The organism is Salarchaeum sp. III, from assembly GCF_036418315.1.
Taxonomy (GTDB): Archaea; Halobacteriota; Halobacteria; order Halobacteriales; family Halobacteriaceae; genus Salarchaeum.
Map to the genome: position 1 here is coordinate 1 of NZ_JAZHPG010000022.1, position 16,949 is coordinate 16,949.

The 16,949-nt window shown below is 68.8% G+C and carries 21 protein-coding genes, 1 tRNA gene and 1 pseudogene; 10 read left to right on the forward strand and 13 right to left on the reverse strand.

Going from position 1 to position 16,949, the window contains the following annotated elements; all coding sequences use genetic code 11:
* Positions 1-457, forward strand: a pseudogene (locus U3A55_RS05220) (hypothetical protein); the annotation flags it as partial.
* Here U3A55_RS05220 and U3A55_RS05225 read toward each other — a convergent pair.
* The 4 genes from U3A55_RS05225 to trmY form a co-directional block, all read right to left on the reverse strand.
* Positions 442-990, reverse strand: coding sequence for an NUDIX hydrolase (locus U3A55_RS05225; protein ID WP_330990419.1), 549 nt, complete (start codon positions 988-990; stop codon positions 442-444). The pseudogene U3A55_RS05220 and the gene U3A55_RS05225 overlap by 16 nt on opposite strands.
* 40 nt (positions 991-1,030) lie before the next feature.
* Positions 1,031-1,732 carry a hypothetical protein gene (locus U3A55_RS05230; protein ID WP_330990420.1) on the reverse strand — a complete coding sequence of 234 codons (702 nt, stop codon included), beginning with the start codon at positions 1,730-1,732 and terminating at the stop codon, positions 1,031-1,033.
* Between the two features lie 213 nt (positions 1,733-1,945).
* Positions 1,946-2,018, reverse strand: a tRNA-Pro gene (locus tag U3A55_RS05235).
* 47 nt (positions 2,019-2,065) lie between these two features.
* Entirely contained in the window at positions 2,066-2,659 is a 594-nt protein-coding gene (trmY, locus tag U3A55_RS05240; protein ID WP_330990421.1) for a tRNA (pseudouridine(54)-N(1))-methyltransferase TrmY, read from the reverse strand.
* 72 nt (positions 2,660-2,731) lie between these two features.
* On the opposite strand from trmY, the gene U3A55_RS05245 reads away from it, so the two are divergent.
* Positions 2,732-4,012 (forward strand): tRNA pseudouridine(54/55) synthase Pus10, encoded by a 1,281-nt coding sequence (locus U3A55_RS05245; RefSeq protein ID WP_330990422.1) that lies wholly within the window; start codon positions 2,732-2,734, stop codon positions 4,010-4,012.
* The gene (rnhB, locus tag U3A55_RS05250) at positions 4,005-4,643 is read left to right on the forward strand and encodes a ribonuclease HII (RefSeq protein WP_330990423.1); all 639 of its coding nucleotides are present in this window, start codon (positions 4,005-4,007) and stop codon (positions 4,641-4,643) included. The genes U3A55_RS05245 and rnhB overlap by 8 nt, the downstream gene beginning before the upstream one ends.
* Here rnhB and U3A55_RS05255 read toward each other — a convergent pair.
* Positions 4,623-5,027 (reverse strand): methylated-DNA--[protein]-cysteine S-methyltransferase, encoded by a 405-nt coding sequence (locus U3A55_RS05255; RefSeq protein WP_330990424.1) that lies wholly within the window; start codon positions 5,025-5,027, stop codon positions 4,623-4,625. The genes rnhB and U3A55_RS05255 overlap by 21 nt on opposite strands.
* 80 nt (positions 5,028-5,107) lie before the next feature.
* Between U3A55_RS05255 and nucS the strand changes: the two genes are divergently transcribed.
* Positions 5,108-5,857 carry an endonuclease NucS gene (nucS, locus tag U3A55_RS05260; RefSeq protein WP_330990425.1) on the forward strand — a complete coding sequence of 250 codons (750 nt, stop codon included), beginning with the start codon at positions 5,108-5,110 and terminating at the stop codon, positions 5,855-5,857.
* Here the strand turns inward: nucS and U3A55_RS05265 are convergent.
* The 4 genes from U3A55_RS05265 to U3A55_RS05280 are packed head-to-tail and all read right to left on the reverse strand — an operon-like array spanning position 5,844 to position 9,984.
* Entirely contained in the window at positions 5,844-6,878 is a 1,035-nt protein-coding gene (locus U3A55_RS05265; protein ID WP_330990426.1) for a sensor histidine kinase, read from the reverse strand. The genes nucS and U3A55_RS05265 overlap by 14 nt on opposite strands.
* 38 nt (positions 6,879-6,916) lie before the next feature.
* Positions 6,917-8,446, reverse strand: coding sequence for a preprotein translocase subunit SecD (locus tag U3A55_RS05270; RefSeq protein WP_330990427.1), 1,530 nt, complete (start codon positions 8,444-8,446; stop codon positions 6,917-6,919).
* Positions 8,443-9,333: a protein translocase subunit SecF gene (gene secF / locus U3A55_RS05275; RefSeq protein ID WP_330990428.1), complete on the reverse strand. Its 891-nt coding sequence runs from the start codon at positions 9,331-9,333 to the stop codon at positions 8,443-8,445. The genes U3A55_RS05270 and secF overlap by 4 nt, the downstream gene beginning before the upstream one ends.
* Positions 9,334-9,384: 51 nt before the next feature.
* Positions 9,385-9,984 carry a metal-dependent hydrolase gene (locus U3A55_RS05280; protein WP_330990429.1) on the reverse strand — a complete coding sequence of 200 codons (600 nt, stop codon included), beginning with the start codon at positions 9,982-9,984 and terminating at the stop codon, positions 9,385-9,387.
* 77 nt (positions 9,985-10,061) lie between these two features.
* On the opposite strand from U3A55_RS05280, the gene U3A55_RS05285 reads away from it, so the two are divergent.
* Complete coding sequence (locus U3A55_RS05285; RefSeq protein ID WP_330990430.1) at positions 10,062-10,667, forward strand: hypothetical protein; 606 nt, start codon at positions 10,062-10,064, stop codon at positions 10,665-10,667.
* Here U3A55_RS05285 and U3A55_RS05290 read toward each other — a convergent pair.
* Positions 10,655-11,125 (reverse strand): DUF5812 family protein, encoded by a 471-nt coding sequence (locus tag U3A55_RS05290; protein WP_330990431.1) that lies wholly within the window; start codon positions 11,123-11,125, stop codon positions 10,655-10,657. The genes U3A55_RS05285 and U3A55_RS05290 overlap by 13 nt on opposite strands.
* An 88-nt stretch (positions 11,126-11,213) precedes the next feature.
* Here U3A55_RS05290 and U3A55_RS05295 point away from each other — a divergent pair, with 88 nt between their 5' ends.
* The 3 genes from U3A55_RS05295 to U3A55_RS05305 are packed head-to-tail and all read left to right on the forward strand — an operon-like array spanning position 11,214 to position 13,382.
* Positions 11,214-12,491 carry a glucose-6-phosphate isomerase gene (locus U3A55_RS05295; RefSeq protein ID WP_330990432.1) on the forward strand — a complete coding sequence of 426 codons (1,278 nt, stop codon included), beginning with the start codon at positions 11,214-11,216 and terminating at the stop codon, positions 12,489-12,491.
* Complete coding sequence (locus tag U3A55_RS05300) at positions 12,491-13,192, forward strand: CPBP family intramembrane glutamic endopeptidase (protein ID WP_330990433.1); 702 nt, start codon at positions 12,491-12,493, stop codon at positions 13,190-13,192. Before U3A55_RS05295 ends, U3A55_RS05300 begins: the two co-directional genes overlap by 1 nt.
* A 58-nt stretch (positions 13,193-13,250) precedes the next feature.
* A complete protein-coding gene (locus U3A55_RS05305; protein ID WP_330990434.1) occupies positions 13,251-13,382 on the forward strand; it encodes a hypothetical protein in 132 nt (43 codons plus the stop codon).
* Here the strand turns inward: U3A55_RS05305 and U3A55_RS05310 are convergent.
* Together U3A55_RS05310 and U3A55_RS05315 are read right to left on the reverse strand one after the other, a co-directional pair.
* Positions 13,379-13,837, reverse strand: a complete 459-nt coding sequence (locus tag U3A55_RS05310) for an NOB1 family endonuclease (RefSeq protein ID WP_330990435.1) — start codon at positions 13,835-13,837, stop codon at positions 13,379-13,381. The two genes, U3A55_RS05305 and U3A55_RS05310, sit on opposite strands and share 4 nt — an antisense overlap.
* Complete coding sequence (locus U3A55_RS05315; protein ID WP_330990436.1) at positions 13,837-14,079, reverse strand: PRC-barrel domain-containing protein; 243 nt, start codon at positions 14,077-14,079, stop codon at positions 13,837-13,839. The genes U3A55_RS05310 and U3A55_RS05315 overlap by 1 nt, the downstream gene beginning before the upstream one ends.
* Positions 14,080-14,199: 120 nt before the next feature.
* On the opposite strand from U3A55_RS05315, the gene infB reads away from it, so the two are divergent.
* Together infB and U3A55_RS05325 are read left to right on the forward strand one after the other, a co-directional pair.
* Positions 14,200-16,002, forward strand: coding sequence for a translation initiation factor IF-2 (infB, locus tag U3A55_RS05320; protein WP_330990437.1), 1,803 nt, complete (start codon positions 14,200-14,202; stop codon positions 16,000-16,002).
* A gap of 265 nt (positions 16,003-16,267) precedes the next feature.
* The gene (locus tag U3A55_RS05325; protein ID WP_330990438.1) at positions 16,268-16,531 is read left to right on the forward strand and encodes a hypothetical protein; all 264 of its coding nucleotides are present in this window, start codon (positions 16,268-16,270) and stop codon (positions 16,529-16,531) included.
* 12 nt (positions 16,532-16,543) lie between these two features.
* On the opposite strand, the gene U3A55_RS05330 is transcribed toward U3A55_RS05325, so the two are convergent.
* The gene (locus tag U3A55_RS05330; RefSeq protein WP_330990439.1) at positions 16,544-16,921 is read right to left on the reverse strand and encodes a DUF5811 family protein; all 378 of its coding nucleotides are present in this window, start codon (positions 16,919-16,921) and stop codon (positions 16,544-16,546) included.
* Positions 16,922-16,949: the final 28 nt, after the last annotated feature.

The window sequence follows — 16,949 nt, forward strand, 5'->3', positions numbered from 1 at the left end:
GGTGTCCGGGTTCGGGGAGGTGCCCGCCCGCGACCGCGGACTCCGCGCGGTGTCGAGCGCGGCGGACGCGCTAGCGCGACTGAACCGTCCGCACGGCTTCCTCCGGCCCGAGACCGTCGCGCTCACCAAGGACAGTGCGAAGGTGCGCGACGCGGGCTTCGGGACGCTCGCCGCGTCGGCGTGGCCGAACCGCGACGACCCGTACGCGCCGCCCGAGACGGAGCCCACGCCAGCGGGCGACGTGTACCGACTCGGCGCGCTCACCCACCACGCGCTCACCGGTCAGCCGCCCCAGAACGGCGAATTCGACGACAGTATGGTCGACCGCCCCGTCCCGGACGACCTCCGGGGGGTCGTGGAGACAGCGCTCGCGGCCGACCCGGACGAACGGTACGGGACGCCGCGGCGGTTCGGCGAGTACCTCTCGTGGGCGGCGTTCGCTCAGGAGACGTGGTAGGTGAGGACGCCGACAACCGTGCGCGCATCGCGGAGGTCGCCCGCCGCCGCGGCCGCGACGAGGTCATCGAACGCCGCGGTGTCGACGCGGATAGACTCGTCGTGGTCGAGGTCCTGTTCCGCGGTCGGCGTGCAGCCGCGCGCGACGAAGTGATGGTGGACCGAGTCCGCGTAGCCGTTCGCCGGTTCGACGGTGGTGAGCGGTTCCAGCGAGTCGGCCTCGTAGCCGGTTTCCTCGCGGAGTTCGCGGCGCGCGGCGGCCGCCAGGTCGGTCGCGTCTTCGGGTTCGGTGCCACCCGCGGGGAGCCCGCGGTTCACGCGCCCGACCGCCTGCCGCCACTCCTCGATAACCACGACCTCGCCGTCGTCGGTGAACGGCAACACCACGACCGCGGGCGGTTCGCTCAGGTAATCGAAGTCGGTCCGCGTGCCGTCCGGGAGGACCACGTCCTCGCGCACCACGTCGAACCCGGGACACGAGTACGCCACCTCCCGGCTCCGCGTCTCCCACGCCAGCTCCTCGTCGGCAGTCATGGACGGTCGCAGGCGGACGCGGGAGAAAGTAATTGTGGTGTCAGAACGAGACCGTTTCCAGCGACTCGCTCAGCTCCCGAACGTGGTCGTTGTACGCCTCCACGAACAGCGGCACGTCCGGCGCGTGCTGGCGCACGTCCGGCGCGGACGGCGGCCCGTACTGCCCCACGAGGTACACGTCACCCGCCCGCAAGTAGGACGCGCGACCCTCCGCGAACTTGAGCTCCCAGCGCGTCCCCGCAACCCGGCTCGCGAACGACCCGTAATCACCGCCGTCGTACCGATGGAGTTCCCCCGCCATCCGGTCCGCCACGTCCCGAATCTCGGAGACGATACGGTCGCGCTCCGCCACGATCTCTGCCGTGGACGCGGGCTCCGGGAACTCCGTCGACACCTCGTCGAGCGTCCCCCGCATCGACGCCACGTACTCGTCGAACGCCCGCACGAGACCGTCGTAGTGCTCCATCGCCCGCGCCAACGGCTCCGGCTCCGGGTCGCGCTTCGTGGAAACGACGTACACGTCCAACCCCGCCTTCCCCTCGAACCGCAAGAAATCCAGGCCGCCGTCCTCGTACTTCACCGTCCACTCGCCGCCGTTCACGCGGAACGACCGCCGCCCGTACTCGCCGCCGTCCAATCTCGCGAGCGACCGCGCCATCTCGCCCGCATGCTCACGCACCGCCGCCACCACCTCGTCCCGCCGCTCTACCGCGGCATCAGCGCTCAACAAATCCGCATCCATACCCCACCCTCCGCCGCCATCCCAGATAAACAGACCGCTCACGAGACCCGTCGCTCGCCGAGAACGAATTGCGGGAAAAGTGGGCCGGCACGAATTACTGAATCTCCGTGGAGCGAAGCTCCACGTGCTCCCACTCGCTTCGCTCGTGGGAACGCGGTTACGGCCACCCGAAGGTCAGCGTCACCGCTTGTCGAGAGAAGATTGCGGGAGAAGTGGGCCGGCACGAATTTGAATCGTGGTTACGGCCACCCGAAGGCCGAAGGATACCAAGCTACCCCACCGGCCCGCATGTTCTCGTACGGACTCGTTCGCCTTTAACCCTTCCGAAGCGGCCTAGTAGGTGGTGTAGGCGTCGGTGTCGAGGTAGTTGTTGGCGACGGTGATGGTGTGGTCGGCGTGGATGGCGTGGGGGGCGACGCGGACGCGCTGGTCGGCTTCGCTGGCGAGGAGGGCGGCTTCGTCGTCGGTGAAGTCGTTGTGGTCGGAGAGGACGAACGCGGGGTGTTCGGGGGGTTCGGCGTCGACGAGTGGCTGGCCGTCCTCGTGGAGTTGGACGACCGTGGCGCGCTCGGCGACCGCCTGCAGCGTCGGTTCGAAGCCGCGTTTCGAGATGTGGACGCCGGGGCTGGGTTCGGCTTCGCGGTGGCCGATGGCTTCGTTCTTGTGGTCGAGGGCGTTCCGGACGAGGCCGGCGAGGTTGCGCTCGTCGGGCCGGGCGTTCCGGAGGTGTCGCGAGTCGAAGCGCACGGTGAGTTCGTCCCGGAGGACGAGATGGACCTGAACGGCGTCGCGGATGTCGTGGCTGAGGAAGAGGCTCGCGCCGACGCAGCGACAGAGGAGGTCGAGGCGGCCCGCGTTCGGGAGAGAATCGAGGGAGAACTCGGCGTCCGTGGGGGCGTCGTGGCCGAGGACGATGAATTCGCGCATACGTCCGGGTTCGCTCCGGAGTGGAAAGGTGCGTCGAAAGGGCTACGTGTGCGTCCGGCCGAAACCCGAGGTATGAGTGTTATCGAGGACGCGCGCGCGGTCGTCGCCGAGGGCCCGGTCTGCGACCCGTGTCTGGGGCGGTGTTTCGCGGACCGGAGTTTCGGGTTGACGAACCGCGAGCGCGGCCGCGCGTTGCGGACGGCGGCCGCCATCGAGGACGACGACCCGTACGAACCCGCGGAGGACTGCTGGGTGTGCGAGGGGTTGTCGGGCGAGTTCGACGCGTGGGCGGACCGCATCGCGGACGAACTCGCGGAGACCGAGTTCGCGTCCTACCAGGTCGGGACGAAGACACCGCCGCTCGTGGAGGAGAACGAACAACTCCTCCGGGAGTCCGCAGGCCTCGACGCGGACGCGGGTGAGGCGTTCAAGTCGGAGTTCAACCGGGAGGTCGGGAAGCGCCTCGGGCAGAAGACGGGCGCGGACGTGGACTTCGACCGGCCGGACGTGCTCGCGGTCGTGAACCTCGCCGACGACGCGGTGGACGTGCAGGTGAACCCGGCGTTCGTCTACGGGCGGTATCGGAAGCTCGCGCGCGGCATCCCGCAGACGGAGTGGCCGTGTGGCGACTGCGGGGGCGGCGGGCTGCGCGGCGACGAGGTGTGTCCGACCTGTAAGGGCACGGGCTACCAGTACCCATTAAGCGTCGAGCAGTTGACCGCGCCCGTCGTGGAGGACGCAATGGAGGGTACGGAGTCGAAGTTCCACGGCGCGGGGAGGGAGGACATCGACGCGCTGATGCTCGGGACGGGCCGGCCGTTCGTCGTCGAGGTGAAGAACCCGAAGAAGCGCCTGCTCGACGCCGACGACCTCGAGGACGAAATCAACGCGTTCGCGGGCGGGAAGGCCGAAGTCGAGGGATTGCAGCTCGCGACCTACGAGATGGTCGAGCGCGTGAAGGAACTCGACGCGGACAAGACCTACCGGGCCGAAATCGAGTTCGCGTCCCCGGTCGACGCCGAGGCGTTCGCGGGCGCGCTCGACGACCTGGAAGATGCGACCATCGAGCAGCGCACGCCCGAGCGCGTCTCCCACCGCCGCGCCGACAAGGTCCGGGAGCGCCGCGTGCTCGACATCTCCGGCGACCTCGACGACGACACGCACGCGACCGTCGAAGTGCTCGGCGAGGGCGGCCTCTACATCAAGGAACTCGTGAGCGGCGACGAGGGGAGAACAAACCCGAGCCTCGCCGGACTCCTCGACACCGACGCGGTCGTGACGGCGCTCGACGTGGTATCGGTGGAGGGAGAGGACGAACCGTTCGAGCGCGACGAGTTCTTCCTCAATGTATAGGTTCGGCGTGGACGAGGCCGGGAAGGGGCCCGTTCTCGGGTCGATGTTCGCCGCGTGCGTCGTCGCCGACGCCGACGCGCTCCCGGACGGCCTCCGCGACTCGAAGAAACTCAGTCCCGCGCGACGCGACGACCTCGACGCCGCGCTCCGCGACGCCGAGGGCGTTCGCGTGGGTGTCGCCGAGATACCCGTCGAGCGCATCGACGACCCCGCGACGGACATGAACACGCTCACGGTGGACGCGCACGCGGCCGCCATCGACGCCGCGGACGCCGAGGGACGCGGTATCGTGGACGCCGGCGACACCTCCGAGGAACGGTTCGCCGGCAGAGTCCGCGAGGCCGCGAACACCGACGTGAACGTGACCGCAGAACACGGCGCGGACGAGGCCTACGCTCTCGTGGCGGCGGCGAGCGTCGTCGCGAAGGTCGCGCGGGACGCGCACGTCGCCGAGCTATCCAGCGAGTACAGCGACGTCGGGAGCGGCTATCCGAGCGACCCCCGGACGAGAGAGTTCCTCGCGAAGTACGTGGGGGAGCACGGCATCATCCCGGACTGTGCGCGGGCGTCGTGGAGCACGTGCGACGACGTGCTGGCGGCGGCCGAGCAGTCAGCGCTCTCCGAGTTCTAGCGCGCCCTCGTGTTCGAGGAGGCGGCGTTTCGCCTCGGTTCCCCCGCTCGCGGAGTACCCGCCGAGACCGCCGTCTGCGGCGACGACGCGGTGACAGGGCACGACCACGGCGACGGGGTTCCGGCCGCAGGCCTGCCCGACCGCGACCGCGGCGGTGTCGAGCGACGCGGCGAGGTCGCCGTAGGTTCTGGTTTCGCCGGACGGGATGTCGGCCATCGCGCGCATCACGTCGCCCGTGAACCCGCTGGGGTAGTCGATTTCGAGGTCGAAGGACTCGCGCTCGCCCGCCTCGTACGCCCGGAGTTGCTCGCGGACGGCGGACGCGGGGGCGTCGACGTAGTCGAGGTCGAGCGTGAACTCGTAACCGAACAGCGTCACCTGCACGGCGTGGCGTTGGACGCGAACGGAGTTAGCTGTAGCGTCGAACGCACGCCTTAAGCGGGCCGCGCGCCATCGGTCGATGAATGGCGGCCGAGCACCACGAGACGCCGGACGCGGAGACGCTCGCGAACGTCGTGGAGACGGGACTGCACGAGGGCGCGATAGTGACGCTGCAGGCCGAGTGCGAGGTCGAGTACGACGGCCGCACGTCGGGCTACCTCGGCCCGGGCGACCGCCTCCTCGTCTGCAAGCCCGACGGCACCCTCCTCGTTCACCAGCCGGACGGCCACAAGCCCGTGAACTGGATGCCCGCCGGCGGCACCGTCTCCGCCCGCGAATCCGACGGCGACCTCGTCGTCGTCGCGCGCCGCGTCAACCCCCGCGAACGCGTCGAAGTCCGGCTCATCGAGGCGTACGGCGTCACGCGCTACGACGCGGACGACGCCGCCGAGTACGAGGAGTCCGGCACCGAGGACGAGATGCACGCCTACATCGAAGCCCACCCGGACGAACTCGAAGACGGATTGCGAATCGTCGAACACGAACGCGAGACGAAGTACGGCTTCATCGACTTCTTCGCCACCGACGCCGAGGGGAACCCCGTCGTCGTCGAAGTGAAGCGCATCCAGGCGACGCTCAACCACTTCGACCAACTGAAGCGGTACGTCTCGCTCTACGAGGACAACGACGAAGTCCGCGGAATGCTTGTCGCGCCCTCCGCCTCGGAACGCGTGCGGCGCGCGCTCCGGGATTCCGGCCTGGAGTTCGTGGAACTCGCGGAGTTCGACCGGGACGCCACGGGAACGACGGACGCGAAACTCAGCGACTTCTGAACCGCAAGCGAACGGCGTCCTCGTCGAAGGACAGGTCGCCGTCGTAGGCGTCCGCCACCCACTTCGCCACCCAGAGACCGAGGCCGCTCGCGTGCCGCAACTGGGTGATGTCGCGCTCCCCGAGCACGATTTCGCGCTCGCTCTCCGGCACGCCCGCGCCCTCGTCATAGACGGCGACCGTCACCCAGCCGTCCTCGCGCGTGACGACCACCTCGACGGCGCCGTCCGTGTGCTCTATCGCGTTCTCCACGAGTTCCTGCACTGCGTCCGTGACGTACTCGCCCGCCGTCGCCGACGCGGACTCCGGCACGTCAACGTCGATGTCGGCGTCCGGATAGTCCTCGCGCACGCCGACCACCGCGTCCGCGACCAGGTCGGTCACGTCCACGGGCGCGGCGTTCGCGCCCACCGTCTCCACGAGTTCGCGGAGCGTCTGGAGGTTGTCGTGGAGACCGCCGAGGTCGGCCGCGGTCTCCGCGATGTCGTCCGCGACCGCGTCGCGTTCCTCTTGGGTGTCCGCGGCGCGAGCACGGCTCGCGTCCCCGTACAGGTACTGGCTGATGGTGCGGAGGTCGTGGCGGACCAGCCGCGAGAGCACGGAGAGCTTCCGGCGTTCGCGTTCGAGCGCGCCGGCGCGGATGCGGCGCGCGTCGTTGATGCCGATGAGGACGTGCGCGAGAGAGCTGATGGCCACGAGAACAGTCCCGGAGAACACGGCGGCCGGCGGCGGCGACCCGAGCGCGCTGTGGTAGGCGTAGATGAGGGCGAGCGCGAGCGCGATGACGACGACGCCGAGGAGGTTCCACGCCGCGATGCGGACGGTCTGGCGGACCGTGAACTCGAAGCGGTACACCAGGTAGCCGAGCGCGACGACGGCGAGGCCGACGGCCGCGCCGAGCGCCGCCACCGTCAATCCTACGAGCGGCGGGCCGACCGTGACGACGTGCACGAGGACGACGGCGATAGCCGCGAGTCCCGTGACGCTGATAGTGGAACTGGCGGCGGCGCGGCGAGCGTTCATGCCCGCCAGTAGCGGGCGTCACAGAAAAGACGTTGGGGTTACCGGTTGTCCGTGAGGAGGCGCCGGAGGATGTCACCGTACGCCGGCCGCGTCACCAGCACGCCGATGAGGACGCCGAGGATGGTGACGATGGCGAACCCGCGGAGGTCGCCGAGGCTGAGGAACGCGAGCGGACTCATCGCGATGATGGTCGTCGCCGCCGCGGCGCCGATGATCCAGAGCGCCTTCCGGAACCGGTTCTGGAACACCCGACTGGACGACACCTCCTCCGTCATCACCTCGTCAGCGATGATGATGAGGTCGTCCACCCCCGTTCCGATGACCGCGATGAACCCCGCGATGTGCGAGAGGTCGAGCGCCAACTGCGTGAGGGACGCGAACCCGAGCAGGACGACGACCTCACAGAGCGCGGTCGCCACCATCGGCACCGCCACCCGGGCCTCCCCGTACCGGAGGTAGACCACGACGCCGACCGCGAGCGCCGCGATGAGTCCAGTGAGGAAGGACAGCGGCTTGAACCGCTCCGCGAGGCTCGGCGAGATGTAGTAGGTCGTTCCCTGGTCGAGGTTGAGCGTCGAGGGGAGCGCGCCCGCGCGCAGGTCGATCTGGAGCTGGCGGGCCTCCTCCATCGAGTCCGCCTGAATCACGAACTGCGGGTTCTTCACGAAGTCACCGGTCTCCATGCTCTGCGCGAGGTCCGCGCCCATCGAGGACGAGTAGACGACCTCCCCGTCGTTCACGGTGAGCAGGCAGTACTGGGTCGCGTTCGGGCTCGACCGGTACTGACAGTTACTGATGCCCTGGCTCGACGTGAAGCCGTAGTTCCGCATCGCGGCCGCGAAGTCCTCCGCGACCGGTTCCGTGAGCGTCACCGGAACCACCGGGCCGAGCGTCTGACTGCGATACGGCGTGCCGATGCTCGCGGACTTGAGGTCGCTCGACGTGAGCACCGTCTCGTTCACCATCGAGTCGTTCCGCGGGAAGTACGCGTCCTGCCGGACGCTCCCGCGCTCGGTGACGAGCTGACGGACGTCGGAGACGTTCTGTCCCGGGACCTCCACGAGGATGTAGTGATCGCCCGTCTGCGAGGACTGAATCTGCTGGACGGTCGTCCCGCCGAGTCCCGTCTGGTCGAGTTTGTCCTGGAGGACGTCCACGATGGTCGCGCGCGTCGGGTCGGTGACGCCGGCCCGGACATCGGTCACGGAGAGGTTCGTCGCCGCGAGCGCGTCACGGAACGGCGTCTCGTTCACGGCAGCGTACACTTCGACCGTGTCGAGGTTGGTGCGCGCGCGCACCTGGCTCTGTTCGAGGCCGAGTTCGCTCGCGACGGTGTTCTGTACGTCGAGTTGGTTATCGGCGGTGACGTTGTCGACGGTCGCCGTCAGTCCGGTGACGGGCGCGCGGATTCGGGTGCCGCCGTCGAGCTGGATTCCGTACTGGAGGTTGGTCGGCTGGGCGGCCGCCGTGCCAGCGTTGTTCCCGGCGACGCCGGGCGCGAACAGCGCGATGCCGCTGCCGACGACGAGCACGCAGAGGAGGACGATGCGCCAGTTCTCGCGAATCATCGCGACACCCCCTCGTACTTGTACCAGCGAAGCAGGCTGAGGTTCAACATGTAGGTGTTCATCAGGTCGGTCGCGAGGCCGAAGGCGAGTATCATCCCGATGGAGCTCAGGAGTTCGATGCCGAACGCGTACGCGACGATGGTCATCACGATCATCGCGACGAGCGACGTGACGGTCATCGTCGCACCGGTCTTGAACGCGCGGTCGACGCTCTCGTAGAAACTCCCGGAGCGCCGGAGCACGTGGTTCGTGAGGAGGATGTCCGAGTCGACGCTGTACCCGATGAGCATCAGGAGCGCGGCGACCGTCCCAAGCGAGAGCGGGATACCGAAGAGATTCATGAGCGCGAGCGGAATCACGATGTCACTGAACGCGGACGCAACCACGGCGAAGCTCGGAACGAACGACCGGAACAGCGCGAACACGACGACGCTCATTCCGCCGAAGGCGATAAGCATACCGATGAGCGCGAACTCCTGGTTGTTCGCGCCGAACGTCGCGGACGTGGTGCGGAGGCCTTCGAGCTCCATCTGGACGGACGACGCGGAGATGCGCTGACGGATGTAGTCCTGGAGCGCGGCCTGCGTCTGTCCGGTCTCCGCCTGGAACGTCAACACGTACGTGTCGGGCCGCGAGGGGATGGCGCGAACGGACTCCGGCGGGTGCTGGCTGAACGCCGAGACGACGGCTGATTGCTGTGCGGGGGACGTGACGGTGAGTTCGGTCCCACCGGTGAACTCGATGCCGAGCGGGACCGGCGTCCCGGTGAGGGCGAACGCGCCGGCGAGAACCACCAACGCCACCAGGAGCGCGGCGAGCGGCGGCACGAGGAGTTGGCGGTTCGAGTACCGGCTGAAGTCCACCTCCGGGACCTCGAACGATGGCATACGTTCGATTTGCGCAATCCCCGTGGATAAGGGTTGAGTTTTCGGGACGCGTTACAGGTCCTGAACGAACCGCTCGGGGACGTAGTCGAGGACGGTCGGCGGCGTGCGCGCGACCAGCCACTCCGCGACGGCGACCATCGGCTTCCGCACGAGCACGTAGACGGCGGAGACGGCGAGCGCGCCGACCGCGACGAGTTCGAGACCGCCGGAGAGCACGAGTATCGGGGGGACGGCGGCGACCGCGGCAAGTCCGAGGTCCTCGGGTGCGCCGTCGTAGCGCACCCAGCGCTTCGGCGGGAGCCAGCGGCCGTTGAAGTGGTCGTAGACGGCGCGGTCGCTCGTTCCCTCCCACGGCCGGAGTTCGAGGCCGCCGCCGAAGGCGTCCATCGCGGAGTGCACGGCGGCCGCGACCACGAACAGCGCGGCGGCGAGCGTCCACGTGCCGGGCGCGACCGCCGCGAGCAGGCCGAACGGGAGCGCGAGGAGCGCGTAGTACACCGGGAAGTGCAGGGTCTTGCGGTGGCCGGCGTACAGGTCGAAGTCGGGGAACGCGCCGCCGAGGAAGCCGGCGGCGAGGACGGCGGGCGCGGCGTCCGGCGCCACGAGTACCGCTATCGCCAGCCCGACGAGCGCGTGCGTCGTCGCCATCATGATACTGTCGCTTACGAGAGAACAGAACTTAGCGCTTTCGCGGACGCTTAAGTGCGGGTCAGTCCAAACCGAGGGTAGTGGTTCGAACCGTCCGCAGACTCGTGCACGCCCTTCAGGCGCTCGTCGCGCTCGTGTTCGTCGTCGGCGTCGTGACGCGGAACCCGAGCGTCGCCGTGAACGCCCTCCTCGGCCTGCTCGTGACGCTCGCCCCGAACGTCCTCGAGCGCGACTACGGCGTCGTCCTCGGCCCGCTCCCCGCGCTCTGGGTGACGGTCGCCGTTCTCCTGCACTCCATCGGCATGCTCGGCCTCTACGACTCCATCGTGTGGTGGGACCACCTCACGCACACGGTCTCCGCGAGCGTCGTCGCCGGCGCCGCGTACGCCGCCGTCCACGCCGTCGACCTCCACACGGAGGACATCTACCTCCCGCCGCCGTTCGTCGGCGTCCTCCTCGTCGTCGTGACGCTCGGGTTCGGCGTGCTCTGGGAGACCGCGGAGTTCGTCGCGCGCGACCTCGCCATCGCGTTCGGCTTTCGCCCCCTCCTCGTGGTGTACAGCCTCGAGGACGCCATCGTCGACCTCGCGTACAACGCGCTCGGCGGCCTGCTCGTGGCGTGGTTCGGGACGACGCGACTCGACCGCATCTCGCGAGAACTGGAGGGACGGCTTCAGGGGAGGTAGCGCACGCTCACGACGCCCTCGTCGGCGTCGAAGCGAATTTCGACGCGATTCACGTCGAGGCGCGCTGCGCGCTCCAGCGTCGCCTGGTCGTCCAGCACGTCCGCGACCGCGTCCTCCGTCTGCGCGGGCGGCACGGCGAGCACGTGCACCTCGCCGGTGCCCGCGCGCTCCGTCGTCGTGACGTCGCCCTCCGCGAGGTCGGCGTGGAGGTCGTACGCCTGCGTCGTCGGTCGCTCGTCGCTCCGCTCGACCGGAATCTGCGTTCGCTCCTCGACGGCCGTGACGGACCACGTCACCTCCATCGGCGGGTCGGGACTCACCGTCGCCTCCAGCACCTCACCGACCTCGACGCCGGGGTTCGAGGAGAGGGTGTGGACGTGGGTGTCGCGGACGTCCGCGAGCACCGCGGAGTCGTCGTCCGCGTGCGTCACGAGGAACGTGCCGGACTTCTCGCTCATACCCGTACTGGGGGACGACGGCTTTTCGGGGTTTCGCTCGCGGCGGCAGAGCGCGGGCGTTAAGGCGGCGGCCGCCGGGACTTCGAGTATGAACGTCGACGTGGGGAACGCACTGGACGAGGTGGCGACGCCGGGCATTCCGCGGGCCGCGCTGGATCGACTGGACGACCGCGTGGCGGACGCACACGACACGATCGCGACCGGGATGGACGACGGCGAGTTCGGGTACGCCGCGCTGAACCTCCCGAACACGGTCGATACGGACGAGATTCGGGCGGCCGTCGAACCGTTCGCCGACGCCCGGACCGTTCTCACCGTGGGCATCGGCGGGAGCGCGCTCGGCGCGGCCGCGCTCTGTGACGCGCTCGGCGACGACACCCGCACGGAATTCCTCGACAACGTCGACCCCGAGGGCGTCCGCGACCTCCTCGACAGCGTCGACCTCTCCGAGACCGTACTGCACGTGGTGTCGCGCTCGGGAACGACCGCGGAGACGCTCGCGAACTTCCTCGTGGTCCGGGAGGCGATGTCGGACGCGGGCGTCGACTGGACCGCGCGCACGTTCGTCACCACCGGCCCCGACGGAAACCTCCGCGACCTCGCGGACGCCCACGACCTCCCCGCGCTCTCGGTGCCGGAGGGCGTCCCGGGCCGGTTTTCCGCGCTCTCCACGGTCGGCCTGCCGGTCGCGGCGCTCGCCGGCGTGGACATCGAGGGTGTCGTTTCGGGCGCGCGCGAAGAACGCGACTCGCTGTCGGGAAGCCTGTTCGACTGTCCCGCATACGCGTACGGCGCGACCGCGTACGCGCTCGACATCCGAGGCGCGGGCGTGAACGCCGTGATGCCGTACGCCGAGGGCCTGGAGACGTTCGCGGAGTGGTTCGCACAACTCTGGGCGGAGAGCCTGGGGAAGGACGGTCTCGGGCAGACGCCGGTTCGCGCGCTCGGCGCGACCGACCAGCACAGCCAGCTCCAACTGTACCGCGCCGGCCCCCGCGACAAGATGGTGAGCCTCGTCACCCTGCGCGACCGACCGGACGTGCCGATTCCGTCGAGCGACCTCGACGGCCTCGACTACCTCGACGGCGAGAGCCTCGGGAGCCTGCTCGACGCGGAGTTCCGCGCGACGGAGGCGAGCCTCGCGGAATCCGGGTGTCCGAGCGTCCGCGTGGAACTGGACGCGCTCGACCCCGAGAGCGTCGGCGGCCTCCTCTACGGGATGGAGGCCGCGTGCGTGCTCGCCGGCGAACTGTACGGCGTCGAGACGTTCACCCAGCCCGCCGTGGAGTGGGGGAAGAAGGCCGCACGCGGCCTCCTCCGCGGCGACGAGTCGCTCCCGGGGACGCCGTCGCTGCGCGTGGAGTGATGTCGGGGTTCGACGCGTACGCGACGACGGCGCGCGTCGCGCTCGTCAGCCTCGCCGCCGTCCTCCTCGGGTCGGTCGCGGGCGCGGTCGGCGCGGCCGCCACCGCTGGCGTCCCCGAGAGCCTGTCGTACGGCGTGCAGTCCGCGCTCGCGAGCGTCGTCATCGGTGCGGTCGCGGTCGCCGCGGTTCGCGCCCGTGGCAGGGACTGGGCGTTCTTCGACCTCGACCGTCCGAGCCTCCGAACCGTCGGCATCGGCCTCGCCGCGGGCGTCGCGATGCTCGGCCTGCTCTGGGCGTTCAGCGTCCTCACGGCCGTTCTGAACGTTCCGTCGGCGAGCCACGGCGTCCAGGAGCGCATCGAGGCGAACCCGACCATCGCGCTCGTGATGGCCGTCGTCTCCGTCCTGTTCGTCGCGCCGGGCGAGGAACTGCTCGCGCGCGGGTTCGTCCAGCGAACGCTCTACGACCACTACTCGCCCCGGCTGGCGGTCGTGGTGGCGAGCGCGGTGTTCGCCGGCGTGCACGTGTTCGCGTACGCGACCGCGCCCGCGCTCGCCGTCGCCGCCTCACTCACGCAGCTGTTCTGCATCTCGCTCGTGCTCGGCGCGATATACCTCCGCACGCGAAACCTCGTCGCGCCGATACTGGCGCACGGCCTCTACAACGCTATCCAGTTCCTCCTCGTCTACATAGGTGTCTGACGCGGAGCGGACGCGCGGCTGGCGGACGCTTATATTCCCGTGTCATAATTCCTCATTTATGGGTCGGAAGCTGTCCGCCGTCTACGACGAGGAGGTGGTCGCCGAGATAGAGCGCCTCGCGAGCGAACACGGCCTCACGGAGCAGGAAGTGCTCCGACAGCTCGTCTATCTCGGGCTCGATTCCCGCTAACGCGGGTTCTTCCGGGTGAGCGAACTCCCGCAGACCGGACAGCGCTCGCGGTCGTCGTCGAACGTCCGCCCGCAGCCCTGACACTGGAACACCCACTCGCGTTTCTCCGTGATACCTTCCTGCTGGACGGCGTCCACGTCGACGCCGAGTTCGGACGCGACGTTCTGCATCGCGTAGTCGTCGGTCACGAGCACGGCGTCGAGTTCGTGCGCGGCGGCGACCAACCGGAGGTCGGTGTCGGAGAGCGTGTCCAGGTCGCCGGTGCGGCGGGCGGCCTTCCTGGCGGTTCTCACGGCGGACTCGTCCGGGACGTGGACGCGCATCCCGCCGCCCTCCATCGCGTCGAACCGATACGTGGACGTGTCGGTGAGTTCCTCGCGCACGAGCGGAATCGTAGCGACGTCGTCGTCCGTCTCGTACCCCGCGATGAACGCCGAGGAGTCGAGGACGCGCACTATCGCCGGACGACGATGTAGTCCTTCACCGCCTGCACGCGGCCGACGGGAATCTCGTAGTGGCCGCGGTCGTCCCGCGAGAAGTCGAGGGTCGTGGTGAGTTCCTCGTTCGGTTCGACGAGCAAGTCCACGAGTTCGCCCGTCTTGAGGTTCATCGTGATGTTGTACAGCATTCCGAGTTCGGTTCCGTCAGACCCCATCACGGCTTTCCCGGAGAGGTTCTCGGCGAGAATGTCGGCCATAATCCTCGCTGGTTGCCGAATCCACATAAAGCCCGCGGGGCGGCCGAAGTCCCGTATTCCGGGAGCCTTAAACCGACGAACGCGCTCTTCACACGTAACAACCGTTTTCGGGGTTACACCATGTCTCAGGAACACTCTGCGTCCGAACCCGGCGACCTCCGTACGCCCATCGTCGCCGTACTCGGACACGTCGACCACGGAAAGACCAGCCTCCTCGACAAGGTTCGAGGGTCGGCCGTCATCGAGGGCGAAGCCGGCGCTATCACGCAGCACATCGGCGCGACCGCCGTCCCGCTCGACGTGGTGTCGGAGGTCGCGGGCAGCCTCATCGACCCGGAGAGCTTCGACCTCCCCGGCCTGCTGTTCATCGACACGCCCGGCCACCACTCGTTCACGACGCTGCGCTCGCGCGGCGGCGCGCTCGCCGACATCGCCATCCTCGTCGTGGACGTGAACGACGGCTTCCAGCCGCAGACCGAGGAAGCCATCCGCATCCTCCAGGAGACCCAGACGCCGTTCGTCGTCGCGGCGAACAAGATAGACACGATTCCGGGCTGGCGGCCGCACGAGGACGCGCCCGTCCAGGAGACGTACGAGGCGCAATCGGACAGAGTGCGCCAGCAGTTGGACGAGGCGCTCTACGAACTCATCGGCGAACTCTCCGACCACGGCTTCTCCAGCGACCTCTACTGGCGGCTCCAGAACTTCCAGAACAACATCGGCGTCATCCCCGTCTCCGCCGAGACCGGCGAGGGCGTCCCCGACCTCCTCACCGTCCTGATGGGGCTCGCGCAGCGCTACATGAAGGAGGACATGGAGGTGGACGTGACCGGGCCCGGAGCCGGGACGGTGCTGGAGGTGAAGGAAGAACAGGGGTTCGGGACGACCGTGGACGTCATCCTCTACGACGGCACCGTCCGCGAGGACGACACCATCGTCGTCGGCGGCCTGAACGAGACCATCGTCACCGAGGTCAGGGCGCTCCTGAAACCCCAGCCGCTCGCCGAGATACGAACTGAAAAACGATTCGAGAACGTCGAGGAACTCTCCGCCGCGACGGGTGTGAAGATAGCCGCACCCGACCTGGACGACGCGATGGCCGGCGCGCCCGTCCGCGTCGTGCGCGACCGCCCGCTCCAGGACGTCATCGACGAGGTCGAGGCCGAACTCGCGGAAATCGCGGTCGAAACCGAGGAGGAGGGCGTCGTCGTGAAAGCCGACACGCTCGGCAGCCTCGAAGCGCTCGCGAACGCCCTCGAAGAAGCCGAAATCCCCATCATGCGCGCGGAAGTCGGCGACATCGCGCCCCGGGACGTAGCCATGGCGACCACCGCCGACGAGGACACCCACCGCTGCATCCTCGGGTTCAACGTCGACGTGCTCGCGGACGCCGAACAGCGCGCCGAGGAGGACGGCGTCGAACTCTTCGAGAGCGACGTCATCTACCAGCTCGTCGAGAGCTACGAGGAACACGTCGACGCCATCGAACGCCAGCAGAAGGAAGCCGTCTTCGAGAACATCCGCCGGCCCGCGCGCTTCCGCATCCTCGAAGACCACGTCTTCCGGCAGTCCGACCCCGCCGTCGTCGGCGTCGAAGTCCTCTCCGGCACCCTCAAGCGCAACACGCCCGTCGGGACGTTCGACGGGAACGAACTCGAACGCGTCGGCGTCGTCAAGGGCATCCAGCAACAGGGCGAGGACGTGGACGAGGTGCGCGCCGGCAACAGAGTCAGCGTCTCCATCGACGGCCCGACCGTCGGCCGCGACATCAAGGAAGGCGACGAACTCTGGGTCGACCTCCCCGAGAAACACGCGAAGGTACTGGAGCAGGAACTCGCGGAGGAGATTCCGGCCGACGAACGCGAAGCCCTCTCGATGTTCGTCGACCAGCGGCGGAACCGCGACCCATTCTGGGGGAAGTAGGTGGAGCCGAGCGTAGCGAGGTTCCACCGAACGAGCGAGCGCGAGCGCCAGCGAGACGCGAGCCGAGGTGGCGCTACGCGCCGCCGAACAGTCGACCGCTGAGCGCAAGCGAAGCGGAAACATGGCGAGCGAAGCGAGGGCTCGCCGAACACGCGAGCGGCGAAGCCGCGAGCACGAACGAACGCGGAGTAGAAGCGGTCGGCCGCTTCACGTCTCCCTCCGGGCCGTAATTTTGAGTTTCGTGGACGCCATATATCCGCATACGATGTATCGACCTGACACGAAGACTGGCGAGGCTGTACCGTCCAGTGAGGGACCGTCACCGCTCGACCGCGTGCTCGGTTCCGCGGTCAGGGTGTCAGTGTACGACCTCGTGCTGTTGGGGGTGCCGCTCCTGCTGCTCGCGGGGGGCGTACTCGGACGGTCGGTCGGCGCGTCGACGATAGCGGGCGTGAGCGCGGGGAGTCTCGGTGCGCTCGCGCTCGTCGCGTACGGATTGTTCGGCGTGCCGCCGCACGCGAACGCGTAGAAAAACTGGTTTTTATCGTGCAGGCGGGTCGATATCGGCGTTCGCGAGCGCGGCCTTCACCTGGAGGGCGGCGCTCGCGGCGAGCCCCTGCGCCACCTCGTCGCGTTCCGCGGACGGAATGAGTTCGGTGTCCTCGGCCTCGTCGAAATCGGGCGTGAACCCCGCGGAGACCGGGTTCCCAATGGGGGGACGGACGGCGACGGTGGCCTGCGGGCCGTTCGACCCCTGGTTCACCTCGGAGCCGACGACGTACTCGTCGGGGAGGAAGTCCCGGGTTCGGGACGCGATGCGGGAGAGGCTGTCGCGGAGCGCGCGGTGCTGCGCGGGCGAGAGGTCCGCGGCGGGCGCGTCCGGCGTGTCCGGCCCGGCGTACGGCGTATTCCCGTTCATACCCGGGTTAGGGCGGGATGGCGGATAA